Origin of the sequence: Dyadobacter sp. UC 10, from assembly GCF_008369915.1 — a bacterium.
Lineage (GTDB): Bacteria > Bacteroidota > Bacteroidia > Cytophagales > Spirosomataceae > Dyadobacter.
Genome location: NZ_VSRN01000001.1, coordinates 2,922,741 through 2,936,257, shown reverse-complemented (window position 1 = coordinate 2,936,257; position 13,517 = coordinate 2,922,741). Strand labels below are relative to the sequence as shown.

The window sequence follows — 13,517 nt, the reverse complement described above, 5'->3', positions numbered from 1 at the left end:
TACTTATTCCGGATTAAACTTGCGAATTAACTCTAAGTTGGAGAGAGATATCAAATGAAAGGCGGCCCGGGAAATTTCGCGGGCCGCCTTTGTCTTATCAATGGATTTAACAATCCTGTATTAATTCACTTGCTTAACTGCTCCGGAGGAAACCAGCAGGTGCGCATAGGCATACTGCCCCGCCTGAGCTGGAGATGCCGAAAAAGCCAAATCCATTTGTGGACCCAATGCTGTGAAAGCGATCACTTTCTGAACCCAGCAAGCCTTGTAGCTAGTCAGATCCACAACAGTTTCTAAAGAAGTGTTTTGATATCCCAGGGTCAACAAGCAGCTTTTTGCAAAAGTCGCGTATGGTATACCGGGAGCCGCTTTAGGGAGAGAGGACCCTACATATACGGTAAGCGCATATTTTTTTCCAGGCCATAGACCAGTGATTTTAGTTTTTACCGACGACTTGTTTGTTTTACTCAGAATGCTCGAAGTAGTCACTGTAATAAATGCGTCAAGATTACTTGCCCATGGGATTAGGGGCATACCTTGCACAAAAAGCTTTGCAGGGTCCCCCCATAAGCGATATCTATTAGAGACGCCTACGGGATATGCCTCAGGATTGGTAGAGAAACCTGTATTATTCCTCTGCCAGCCATTTGGAAGAATAGCCTCTCCCAAGTATTCTGTCTGGGTCGGCAAGATAGAAGGAGAAAGAGACTCCACCTTCTCATTTGAATGCATATTTATACTTTCCGCTTGTGGCTGCGGTGTTGCAATGTCCTCTTTCGAACAGCTGCTCAGCATCAATGCGCAGGCCAGGCCCAGCGCTACTGGTAATTGTTTTGTTAGTTTCATCTTCTTACGTTTTGGTTGAACATTCATTTGTCGGCTACAAAAGAAGGTATTCACCAATAGCAATACGTTGAAAATGAGTGCGTGGGCGGGTGCGATTATTCTGCGGAGTGACTCAATACAGGGTGTGGAAATAGGTATTTTGGAGGCTTATACCTATTACGAATAGGTTCTACGATATAACTCGTATCGTGGACTACTAATTGATTTGCTGCAGGGATTTGCAAAAACTTATGACAGAACCCGCATCGTTTTATCTAACTATTTCAGGTTTACGATTCCGCTAAACCACAAAATACAAAATCCCCTTTCGGGGATTTTGACTGATGAGGAAAACTTGCAATGTTACGCTTCTAAAACCAACTCCTCTTTCCGCTGCTGCTGCTTCTCTTTGCGCTTAGCGAAACGCTCCTTCACCTTATCCACCACATAATACACACTAGGAACAAGAAATATCGTCAGCAACAGTGAGCTTGTCAAACCGCCAATAATCACCCAGGCCATACCATTTTTCACTTCGGCTCCGTCGCCGGATGCTAAGGCGATCGGCAGCATACCGGCGATCATCGCGATCGTGGTCATCAGGATCGGGCGGAGACGTTCTTTTCCGGCTTCGATCAATGCGTCTTTCAATGCGTGGCCTTCTTCTTTCAATTGGTTGGTAAAATCGACGATCAGAATCGCGTTTTTAGCTACCAGACCCAGCAACATGATCATACCTACGATCGAGAAAATCGTTAAGCTTTCCATTGTCAGGGCCAGGGCAGTCAATGCGCCGACCAGTGCGACAGGGATCGAAAACAATACAACGAACGGATAAATGGTACTTTCGTAAAGCGCGACCATGATCAGGTAAATGAGCACGATACCGAGCACAAGCGCCAATCCGAGACTTCCGAATGCGTCGGCCTGGTTTTTCAGGTCACCGCGATATTCGATAAAAACCCCGTCCGGCAACTTCACACTTGCCATTTTTGCCTGAATATCAGCTCCGATAGAACCGGATGGACGACCTACAACCTGTGAATTAATGGTGATCGAAGACAGACGGTCGATCCGCTGCAGCACGCTTTCGCCCATTCCCTCCTTCACCGTTGCAAATTGGGATAGCTCGAATGTTTGTCCAGAGCTATTTACAAAAGTCAGGTGACGGATATCGTCCGCTTTGGAACGGTTGAACTGATCCAGCGTCACCATAATATCATATTCCTTACCATTCTCCTTGAATTTTGAACGGTCATCTCCGCGGAATGCAGTCTGCAGTGCAGCTCCAACTTCGGCGGCATTGATGCCGAGTTGTGACATTTTCTCACGGTCCAGCTGCACACCCACTTCCGGCTTTGGATCATCCACAGAGTAGTCGACGTTGGCAGTTCCAGGTATGGAAGCAACCACTTCTTTTACCTGTGCAGCTGTCTTCCGAATAGTCGCCATGTCAGTTCCCTTTACAGCCACCTGGATAGGCGCCTGGTTGGCGTTACCGGTAATGGAAGTAGGCGCTACCGTCACTTTTACGCCGGGTATTTGCAGGATTTCCTTTTGAATTTCGGTTCCGAAATCATCTGACGACAAAGTACGGTCCTTCTTGTCTACCAATTGAACGGTCAAATCGGCAATGTTACTATTGGAAGTTGTTCCCAAACCGTTATTGGCGTACCCCACATTTGTAAATACTTTGGTTACTTCTTTTCTGGTCAGTAACAGCTTTTCAACGCGCTGTGCAACCTGGTTTGTTTGGTAGATAGAGGCAGTTGGCGCCAGTTCAATTGACACATTCAACTCACCGCGATCACTCTGCTGCATAAATGCTGCTCCGATAAAACCTCCCGGGACCAATGCGATTGAACCAATGATCAAGGCGAGCGATCCAAGGAACACATATCTTTTGTGACCCAAAACCCAGGTCAGCAAACGACCGTACTCTTCTTTTATCCTGTCCAAGAAATTTTCAAAACCAATGTTCAGCTTGCCCCAAAGTGTGTTTTTGTCCAGTATTTCAATTTTACCGAAACGAGAAGCCAGAAGCGGGGTCAATGTAAAGGAGACGAACAAACTCATGAGTGTTGAGAAAACAACCACCAGCGAGAACTCTCTCAGAATATTACCGATCAAACCCTGCGTCATCGCAAGCGGCACGAATACCACGACGTCAACCAACGTGATCGCCAAAGCCGTAAACCCGATTTCAGCACGTCCGTCCAACGCAGCCCTCCATCGGCTCTTGCCCATTTCCATGTGGCGGTTAATGTTTTCCAGCACCACAATCGAGTCGTCAACAAGGATACCCACCACCAGCGAAAGCGCCATCAATGTCATCAGGTTCAGCGAGAAGCCCAGCAAGCTCATCATAATGAACGTCGGGATCATCGAAGAAGGCAATGCCACGAGGATGAACATCGAGCTGCGGAAACTGTGCAGGAACATCAACATCACGATCGACACGATCAGTACCGCCAGTCCAAGGTCAAATACAACCGCGTCGGCCGAGGCCAGTGTGTAAATGGATTGGTCAGATGCAATATTGAATTTCAGTCCGGCCGACTCATATTGTTTTTCCAAAGTCGTCAAACGCTCCTGCGTTAACTTGCTTACTTCCACCGCATTGGCATCAGATTGTTTCTGAATTTGCAACGCTACGGAAGGCTTACCATTAATGTGGTTTACTGCTGTGGCATCTGCTGTGCCGTCAAACACTTCGGCAATGTCTTTCAGAAAGACCTGCCCGCCGGTAGTATTGCGGCCCACGATCACATTTCTCAGATTTTCAACAGTCGTCAGTTTCGCATCAAAACGAATGGAGAGCTGATCTTCCTGTGTTTTCACCTGACCTGCCGGGTATGAGGTATTTGCATTATTAATCGCCGTAGAAACCTGCGCGATCGACAAGCGATAGGCTTTTAATTTATCCTGACTGATATTCACCTGTATCTGACGCTCCGTACCACCAATGATCGTTACCTGGCCTACGCCGGTTACGTTCGAAAGCTGTGGTTTCAACTTCTCGTCGATCAAATCATACAATGCGGATGGCGAGAGGTTGGCGGTAACACCCATTCTCAAAACCGGTATTTCATCGGTAGAAAATTTGTTGATCACGGGACGGTCGGCATCGTCGGGCAAAAGTGAAATCACCTGCTCCACTTTACGCTGCGCTTCCTGCTGCGCCAGATCGACGCTGATACCTTGTTTCAATTGAATTACCACAGAAGAAACCCCTTCCTGAGAAGTTGAATTGATCTGGTCCAAACCTTCGATCGCCGAAACAGCGTCTTCGATATGTTTGGTGACATTAGTCTCAACTTCATCCGCAGCGGCGCCACGGTAAGTCGTCATTACACTTACCACATTCGCCTCAAACTTTGGCAACAAGTTGTAAGACAATTGTTTATAGCTGATCACACCAAATAGTATCAATACTGTGAATACTACTATGATGAAGAGCGGTCTTTTTACTGCTACTTCGGTGATTGACATTTTCTGATTCGTTTACTGATGAAAACTATTTAGTGACATTAACCGCGGCACCTTCGCTGAGGTTGATCTGGCCGGTTGTAATCACCGTTTCGCCCGATTTCAATCCCGACAAAACCTCGATATGATCGCCCACTTCGCGGCCCACCTCGATTTTACGTTTTTTGGCAGCACCATTTTCGACGGTGTACACATATGGATTACGTATACTCTCAACCAATGCACTTCTCGGGATCAGCAATGCATTCTGACTGCTTTTTTGCTTGAATTCCACCGTCACGAATGTTCCGGCGCGCAGTTGATTTGAGTTTTTGATCACGATTTCCACCGGATAGTTGTGCGATTCGTCGCCCTGCGGTGCAATGTATGAGATCACGCCGTCGAGCTTTTTATCAGGGAAAATACTTGTGCTAACTGCCACGTGCTGACCTTCTTTCAATTTATAAACATCATTTTCAGAGATCATCACCTGTACTTTCAGGCGCGAAACATCCAGGATCGTTCCCAACGAAGTTCCTACGTTCACAAACTCGCCCGGCTCTATGTTCTTCTTAATCACGCGGCCGCTTATCGGCGCTGCAATCGAAGCATCATTAATCTGCTGCTTAATCTGCTCAGCCTGGTTCAATGCATTTTCGTAGCTGTATTTGGTATCGTTCACCTGAATTTCTGTCGCCGCATTTCCCGCCAAAAGTTTGGTGTAACGATCCGCGTCTTTTTTCAGTTTGTTGATATTCAATTCAGTTGCTTCCAGTGAAAGCTCTTTGAGTTTACTGTCCACTTTTACAAGCGTCGCACCCTGCGAAACGTAAGTTCCGAGGTCGTATTTAACTGATAAAACTTTACCCGCAGAAGTCGCCATAATCTCGGCTTCTTTGAATGGGATCAGGCTACCGGTACGCACCAGGTCCTGACTTGTGCTACCTTCTTTCACTGCCACCGCAGTTACCGGAATCGTCACATTTTTGTTATCCGGCATTACTTTCTTCGCGTCCATCTTGGACTTGTTTGCTACCAAACGGAACCCGATCAGAAGGCCGATTACGAGTATGGAGCTTATTATGATTATTTTCCTTTTCATGATCAATTTTGAATGACTGAATGACTGAATGTTTTCTTATTGAATATTAATGGCTTATTGACTACCAATGACCTAATGACAACCAATGACCATTTGTGACCTGTTTACGGTAATGCTGTATAGAAGTCATTTAAGCTACCCTGCGATTGTTCTAATCCCAGCTTGGCCTGGTAGTAGCTTAGCATGGAGTTGATGTAGTTGCTTTGGGCCTCTTTGTAGGAAGTTTCGGCATTTAGCAGGTCTGAGAGCGGCACGGTGCCTTCTCTGTATTGCAGTGTGGTTACATCGTATACCTCTTTGGCCAGTGTTACGTTTGCTTCATCGTTGCCCAGGTTCAGTTTCGCTTTTTGAATCTGCGTTGTGGCATTGTGGTTTTGAAGCTCGTAATTCTGAACATTCAATTTCAATTGTTCATTCTGGGTCAGAAGATTCAGATCAGCCTGCTTGTATTGGGCGTCTCTTCTGAAACTATCGAAAATCGGAATGGTCAATTTCACGCCTACCGCCCCAAAGCTGAACCAGTTGTTCCAGGACTCTCCCAAATTATTACCCAGCGCCTGCACGCCGTAACGGCCGTAAACAGACAATTTAGGAAGGTAACCTGCCTTAATCCGCTCTTTCTCCAATCCCTGCAATTCCATATTCAGGTTCTGGATTTTGAAGTCAGTTAGGTTGGCAACATCCAGTTTGGCCGGCTCAAATAATTTGAACGGCTGGTTCAATGGATTGTCAGTCAGTTCCAGCTGCTCTGTCAGCGGCATTCCCATTTGGAATTTCAATTGGTTTTGGGCCAAAACCAGATTGCTTTCCGCAAGTGTCAGCTGTGATTTAATGTTGTTCAAACTCACCTGCGTACGGTCATAATCTACTTTTTTGATCACACCATTGTCCAATTGCAGCTGCAAAGTCCCTAGTATCTGCTGCGTTTTGTCGAGATTGTCTTTCAAAAGATCAATCTGTGCCTGCGTTACAAATACCTGATAATAACCATTAGCTACATTGTAAATGATGTTCTCTTTCGTTTTATGAGAATTTAACTCCGCATTTTCAATGTTGGGCTTGTTGGCTTTTAGTCCAACCAACAGTTGCTGGTCGAAAATCACCTGATCCGCCTGCGCTGCTACGTTCGTTGAGTACTTGGTACCCAGTGCCACGCGGCGATCTTCACCTCCGAACAGCGCCCCCGGAAGTACGGTAGACTGCAGCTTGATATTATTGTCTAATGCGCCGCTACCCGCTACCTGAGGCAGGTAACCCGCCAGCGCCTCCCGGCCTTGCTGCGCCGCAATACTCTCCTGGTACTGTGCGATTTTCACATTCCCGTTATTCTTGATCCCGTAGGCAATGCAATCTTTCAGGCTCAGCCGGGTTTGCGCCCAGGTACTTCCCGAAGTTGCTGCTATTGTGAGGATTGCGATAATCCATGTCCGTTTCATTTCTCTGATTTTCTGATTTAACTATTGTGGCTAACCTCCATTTAGTTGACCCGTCTACTGGTGACATATCAACTATTTATATAAATTTTTTTATTTTTCGATGACTGCTGCTACTCTGTCCAGATAACTGATAAAAGTCTTGCGCTCCTCTTCTGTAAAGTGCTCCATTACCTGGTTATCAAATGCAATAACCAATGCCTGAATGCGCTCGCAGACGAATTTACCACTGGCAGTCAGCGTAACCATATTCTTTCTTTTATCCTCTATATCACTTTCAATCTTCAAGAAACCGTCTTTATGCAAAGTCTGCACCGATCGCTGAATTCCCGCTTTATCCTTTTGGAGCACATTTGCGATATCCTGTTGTGTCATCGCGTGTTCCTGGAAATATACAACCATCAAAATCGGCAGCTGCTCAGCCAGTACCGGAATACCTTCCTGAACAAGCTGCGCATTCATTCTTTTAAAAACAGTTTTGGTAACGAGCCCCAGCTTAAACTGAAGCGAGTTTTTCATTTCGTCTTTCAAACAGGAAAATTTATTTAATGTCGCGTTCATGATGATGCAAAAGTAAATTGTGTTGACATATCAACCAAATTATTTTGAAAATAGTTTTCTGAACGGTAAAATTTTCGGGATGAATGGATTTTGGATTGGGTAACAAGAAAATGCCCGCGAGATGAACACTCACGGGCATTGGTTTGTGATGCTTACCCTCCTACCTTCCCAAGGTTTTAATCAGCGTTCCCTTAGTAACTTTATCTGAAAGCCCCATTCCATTGATGATCGCGAGCTCGTCCAATTTGGCGTCAGCCTGATTGTTGTCCTTCAATGCATCTTTCAATGAACCGTCGCGCTGCACTGTTTTAATGCGGATGCGCTCGGGTTGTCTGTTCAAAATGTTAGGATCAGAGACAGATTTGAAACCTTGCGCCACTGACTTGAACTGCCCCAGGTTACCGGCGAAATTCGCAGCCTGCGCCACGCCGTGGATCACATAAATGTTGCCTCCGTATTGAATCAGCCAGCTCGCTACCTGGATCGAGTTCTGTGTTGGGGCTGCTGGTTGTCCCGACTGCGTCTGAGCTGCCTGAGTGGAGATCATTGCGATCGCAGGGTTCCCATTGATCGTTGTTTTGTTGTTTTCCGAAACCTGCAGACTGTAATTTTTAACAACAGTCTGAGCCGCGTCTTCCAGAGATTTGCCTTCAGCCAACGTAAAAAGCATCATTGACTTTCCGTCTTTCGCCGCCATTTGAAATTGTGCGGGCGAATTTTCGTATTGCCAGCCGCTCGGAACCGGGAACTGGAATTTCAGTTCGGGATGGTAAAACTGGTTTTTTTCTACAAATCCCTGTTTCGGGTCGGTACCATATATAATACCCTCAATTTTGCGCAGATAAGCATCGCGATTGACATTATATTTACCAGGATGCTCAGTTTGATACTGTACCGCCAGCTTATCCACTTTGTTTTTCCTGTCGCCCGGATCCGGGTGCGTTGACTGGAATGTCGGAATCGTCTGTCCTGCTTTTTCGCTGATCTTTTTAAGCGTACCAAAGAAATCGGCCATTTCTTTCGCGTCGTAGCCAATCTTACTGGAATATTCCACACCGATCTTGTCGGATTCAGTCTCGTGCTCCCGGCTGTAACTTAATAATAGCAAACCCAAAGCCTGCTGTGTCTGCTCCGCCAATCCGCGGACTGTCTCCGAAAGCACCATTCCGGCCATTAACCCTACCTGGCCGAAGATCTGGGAAGTCTGCTGACGGGCCGAGTGACGGGCAGTAATGTGACCGATCTCGTGGCCGAGTACTCCGGCGAACTCGGCTTCATTATTAAAATGAGCCATAATTCCCCGTGTAAAGTATACGTAACCGCCAGGCACTGCAAAAGCGTTTACTACAGGCGAATCGACGATGAAAAATTGATAGGGTAAATCGGGCCGGTGCGAGATATTTGCCATTGCCTTACCTTTCTCATTTATAAAGGATTGCAGGTTTTTATCATCATAAATACCCATTGTAGCCACGATTGAGGGGTGTGATTCCGCTCCGAGCGCAATCTCCTTCTCCTTTGACATGAATATTATTTCCTTCTTTCCTGTGACTGGATTTTTTGAACATCCGGTAAATAAACCTGCTGCCACAAGACCGAGCAGGATGTGAAACTGAAATTTCATTTTCATAAAATTCTAAAAATGATTGTTATAAAAGGCGTCGATCAAAATAGGTTTGCGCATCTGGTAACACGAAAGAATCATGCCAATAAGAAAAGCCCCTGATCAATGAAGATGCAATTAAATATATTTCTTATTAACTCTCCTTATTACCTAAATTACGGCCGGTTGGTATAATAGTTTTTGATCAAAGTCTCAAAAACCCTTTCGCCTTTGAAGTACATTTCCCTGACACTATGAATTTAAAAAAGACAACATTTAGTCTCCTGCCGCGCTGGCTTGTCAGGTTTGACTTTTTTGGCATTTTCGAAAAAGACCCGTTCGGAAATTACTTGATTTTCAAACGGTTACTTATTTTTATATTAGGCTGGTTTACCTATTACAGATACACGGCGGTCAACAAAATAGAAATCATCGGCGGCGACCAGCTCCTCGACCTGCCCGATCACGGCGTACTTTTCCTCTCCAACCATCAAACATATTTTGCCGACGTAATCGCATTCTACCATATTTTTTGCGCAGCCAAATGGGGGTATAAAGATACCATCCGACCCCCATTTTACCTCTTTTCACCACGCGCAAGGTCTTATTACGTAGCGGCTTCGGAGACGATGAAAGAGGGTATTTTACCCAAGTTGTTCAGTGCGGGCGGCGCGATTACTATTGAAAGGTCCTGGCGTGCCAATGGGGAGAATGTAAAAAGGCAGCTGGACAACTCCGCCCAGGACAGGATCGGAATGGGACTGAGCCACGGCTGGGTAATTAGTTTTCCGCAGGGCACCACCAAACCGTATGCGCCTGTACGCAAGGGTACCGCGCACCTTATCAAAGAACATCAGCCTATTGTGGTACCGGTTGTGATCAATGGATTCAGACGGGCTTTCGATAAAAAGGGTTTGAGATTCAAAAAGCGGAATACCCGGCTGACTGTCCATTTCAAGCCCGCAATGCATTTTCTACCTGACGAATCTGTGGAGAGTATGGTTGAAAGGGTAACGAAAGCGATCGAACAGGAGCCTCCGGGCGATAATGCTATTGCCACTGATAATTAGCGGGCACGCATTTTATCACCTTTCATCTATATGAAAAAAAAGGTATTGATCACGGGCGGGACCGGCCTTATTGGTAAAAGGCTTACAGAACTTTTGCTTAAAAAAGGCTACGAAGTGGCTTATCTGAGCCGGAATAGAAAGGCTGTTCCATCTGTAACGGTATTTGAATGGGATGTTGAAAAGCAATATATAGAAGACGGTGCATTAGAAAACACACACTTCCTGATCCACCTCGCGGGTACCGGCGTTGCTGAAAAGCGCTGGACAGACGAGCAGAAGAAATCCATTATATCAAGTCGGGTAGATACGATTGGATTAATCGCCCGAAAATTAAAAGAGAAAAATATACGTCCGGCTGCATTCACATCCGCCTCGGGAAGCAGCTATTATGGTGAAGATAGTGGTAATGTAAAAAACACCGAAGATTTCCCGCCAGGGAAAGACTTTCTATCGCACGTGACCATAGAATGGGAAAAAGCAGCGGACAGTATTGCGGATCTCGGCGTAAGAACGGTGAAACTGCGCACGGGAATTGTACTAAGTGATGAAGGAGGCGCACTAAAGCAGATCGCTGCGCCCGCCAGATTCGGCTTCGGAGCGCCTCTTGGTTCCGGAAAGCAATGGATCAGCTGGATCCACATCGACGATCTTTGCAGGATGTATATTGGCGCGCTTGAAAACGAAAACTGGCACGGGGCCTACAATGCAGTTACAGACGCGGTTACCAATGAAGACTTCACGAAATTAATATGCAAAGTGCTGAACAAGCCGCAATGGGCACCCAATGTACCTGCATTTGCATTACGTTTGGTTTTCGGTGAAATGGCGAATGTAGTACTCGGCAGCAGCTACTTGATTAACCAGAGGATTAAACAGGAAACAGATTTCAAGTATCAGTATCCGGAACTTGAAGGCGCTTTGAGGGAGATATTGGGATAGCTGTTAGCTACTAGCCGTTAGCTATTAGCTGTTGGCTATTAGCTTTTAATATATACCTTTTACTGTAATTTTGCTTTTCGTTTTGATTACTGGCTAACAGCTAACAGCTAACAGCTAACAGCTAACAGCCAACAGCCAACAGCCAACAGCCAACAGCCAAAAACTTAATCGCCTATTCCTCCTCCTCTTCCTGTACCGTCAAAACCTGCACGGTTGCTAGCCACTTATCTCTCTGCAATTTAGCCCGAAAATCGTCGAGTACGTTGAGCTGGATGTTACCATTGCTGAATACCGACATTTGCAACCCGACAAAAGACAATGCTTCGTTAAGGCGGTTTTCCAGGGGTTCATTTGTAAAAATGCATTCTCGCCAGTACCATTCCAAGGATTCTCCTGCTACTTCTTCCACGATTGCTACTTCTTCCACGATCGAAATGTAGTCTTCTACTGAGTAGCCAATGAAAGGTTTGCCAAATCGTACCCAGAGCAACCGCATGACGTCGTCAAGCGATTGTTCGTGGTTTGTTTTTTTACGTATAAACAAGTCGAGGATCAGGGCTACCAGGGCGCCTTTGTGGTAAACCGAAACTTTGCGGTCTGGGATGCCTTTTTCGTAACCATCGAGCCAGAGATCGAAAGAAGACTCGGCAAGCGACTGAGCTGCGTGCGCTGCATTCTCAAAATGCCTTTTCATATATACCTGCAACTCTTTTATATAAGCCTCATCGGTAAATACGCCGGCACGTTTCAAGAAAAGATCGCCATAGTAAGTAGTACAACCTTCGGCTACGAAACAGGTTTGGAAGTAGTTTTCTTTGGTAAAATCATAGGGTAAAAGCTCTTTCGGACGAATGCGGATGATATTCCAGCTGTGAAAAAGCTCGTGGGAACTTACGCCCAGCAAATCAGAATAAAGTCCTTCACCCTCATCGTCTGGGCCAAGTACGATCATCGTGGAATTTTGGTGCTCGACTCCGTGATAGAATGCGGTAGGAAGTATCAGATTAAGGAAGTGATATTCCGTTTCCGGGAACTCTCCCATCATCGCAATCTGCTCCCGCGAAAAGCGCCTGAAATCGCGCTCAATCCGCCGCCAGTTGGGCCGCAGGTTACCGTGCATCCAGATCCTGAATTTGACGCCCCTAACTATATACTCACATTTCTGCAACGATCGGGAGGCGAGCAGCGGGCTATCTACCAACTGATAAAAATCCCTCGCCGCTAGTGTGTTATACCCTGCCGCCGGCAAACCGCATGCAATGGTGTAACCTTCCGGAAGTGCAAGTGTAACCTGGTAAGGTTCAGTGATCCTCCCTTCGGTATACATACAAAAGTTAATGAAATTGAGGTACCAGAGCTCTTCATCCACATAACTGGTGCCGGCATTCTGGCTCACTGCATAATAGGAATAGCGTATCCTGACTTCTTTTTGGCTTTCTGTTCCAACTCGCCAGCGGTCTTTGGTTACTTTATGAATGGGCAGTTTATCTCCGTAGACAGAAATTGCTTCAATAAATTGAATATTTTTGGCAAAATTTTGAAGTTCATATCTTCCGGGCCGCCAGGCTGGTAGCTGTATTTCAATAAAATCATTTTCAATGTCCGGTATTGTGTAAGTGATTAATAGGAAGTGGGACTGCGGATCGGCTACCGAAATATGATAATGCATAAAATGTTCAGTGGTATTAGAGGGGCCTGTGCGGGAAAACCTGATAAACCAAAAACTAAGTTTCAGTCGTTACCAGTTAACAATACGATAAAATAAATGATTTTAAGATGAAAAGCAAAATCCTCCTGAGTTGCACACTGCTATTAAGTATCCTGATCAGCCCCTCTCTTTTTGCCCAAAACGATGAATATTACCGCCCAGATTCACTGAGAAAAGAAACTCCGGGCCGCACCACGGAATACACGCCGACGGATACGAACAGACTTGCCGAGAAGAAGAAAGAAGTTGATTTCAAACAATTACCATTTAAAGAAAGGCTACGTGCAGGAGGCGGATTCGGGTTAAGCCTGGGGACATTTACGAACATAAATTTGTCTCCCATGGTGGGTTATGAAATTACGGAAAAGCTCGTCGGCGGAGTCGGGATCACCTATATGTTTTTCAAGCAACGTCATTTCGACTCTTACAGCTATTATGGCGGGAAAGGCTTTCTGATGTATAATGTGATCAAACCGGTCAATATTATCGCCGAGCTGGAGCCTTTGAACGTGGTAGGAAATTACCAGAAAAGGCAATGGATCGTGTCGCCTATGCTTGGGGCAGCTTATTCAGTCCCGACAGGGGGGCGCATTGCAAAGGCAGTACATTTTACGTTATTATATAATCTTAACTATTATAACCAAGTAGATAATTCGGCCGGCCCTGCTGCGGCTATTACTAATCTGTCCCCGTACGGAAGTCCGCTGGTTTTCCGCATCACTTTACTGTAATTACATTTGGCCCAGTGGCCTTACTTTTTTGTCTTCATTTGAACTCTTCGCGCAAATGGAGACTTTTTCTTTTTACA

Annotated in this window: 10 protein-coding genes; 3 read left to right on the top strand and 7 right to left on the bottom strand. The window is 45.8% G+C overall.

Features of this window, described 5'->3' with window-relative positions; genetic code table 11:
• Positions 1-120: 120 nt before the first annotated feature.
• The 6 genes from FXO21_RS12195 to FXO21_RS12170 form a co-directional block, all read right to left on the bottom strand.
• Entirely contained in the window at positions 121-846 is a 726-nt protein-coding gene (locus FXO21_RS12195; protein ID WP_149640328.1) for a hypothetical protein, read from the bottom strand.
• Positions 847-1,188: 342 nt separating this feature from the next.
• Entirely contained in the window at positions 1,189-4,317 is a 3,129-nt protein-coding gene (locus FXO21_RS12190) for an efflux RND transporter permease subunit (RefSeq protein WP_149640327.1), read from the bottom strand.
• Positions 4,318-4,342: 25 nt separating this feature from the next.
• A complete protein-coding gene (locus FXO21_RS12185) occupies positions 4,343-5,395 on the bottom strand; it encodes an efflux RND transporter periplasmic adaptor subunit (RefSeq protein ID WP_149640326.1) in 1,053 nt (350 codons plus the stop codon).
• 104 nt (positions 5,396-5,499) lie between these two features.
• Positions 5,500-6,831 (bottom strand): TolC family protein, encoded by a 1,332-nt coding sequence (locus FXO21_RS12180; protein ID WP_149640325.1) that lies wholly within the window; start codon positions 6,829-6,831, stop codon positions 5,500-5,502.
• Positions 6,832-6,921: 90 nt separating this feature from the next.
• Positions 6,922-7,389, bottom strand: a complete 468-nt coding sequence (locus tag FXO21_RS12175) for a MarR family winged helix-turn-helix transcriptional regulator (protein ID WP_149640324.1) — start codon at positions 7,387-7,389, stop codon at positions 6,922-6,924.
• A 160-nt stretch (positions 7,390-7,549) separates the two neighbouring features.
• Positions 7,550-9,019, bottom strand: a complete 1,470-nt coding sequence (locus FXO21_RS12170) for a M48 family metalloprotease (protein ID WP_149640323.1) — start codon at positions 9,017-9,019, stop codon at positions 7,550-7,552.
• A gap of 227 nt (positions 9,020-9,246) precedes the next feature.
• Between FXO21_RS12170 and FXO21_RS12165 the strand changes: the two genes are divergently transcribed.
• Both FXO21_RS12165 and FXO21_RS12160 read left to right on the top strand, forming a co-directional pair.
• Complete coding sequence (locus FXO21_RS12165; RefSeq protein WP_149640322.1) at positions 9,247-10,062, top strand: lysophospholipid acyltransferase family protein; 816 nt, start codon at positions 9,247-9,249, stop codon at positions 10,060-10,062.
• Positions 10,063-10,092: 30 nt separating this feature from the next.
• The gene (locus tag FXO21_RS12160; protein WP_149640321.1) at positions 10,093-11,001 is read left to right on the top strand and encodes a TIGR01777 family oxidoreductase; all 909 of its coding nucleotides are present in this window, start codon (positions 10,093-10,095) and stop codon (positions 10,999-11,001) included.
• Between the two features lie 172 nt (positions 11,002-11,173).
• Here the strand turns inward: FXO21_RS12160 and FXO21_RS12155 are convergent, their stop codons facing one another.
• Entirely contained in the window at positions 11,174-12,670 is a 1,497-nt protein-coding gene (locus tag FXO21_RS12155; RefSeq protein WP_149640320.1) for a M61 family metallopeptidase, read from the bottom strand.
• Between the two features lie 107 nt (positions 12,671-12,777).
• Between FXO21_RS12155 and FXO21_RS12150 the strand changes: the two genes are divergently transcribed.
• The gene (locus FXO21_RS12150; RefSeq protein WP_149640319.1) at positions 12,778-13,440 is read left to right on the top strand and encodes a hypothetical protein; all 663 of its coding nucleotides are present in this window, start codon (positions 12,778-12,780) and stop codon (positions 13,438-13,440) included.
• Positions 13,441-13,517: the final 77 nt, after the last annotated feature.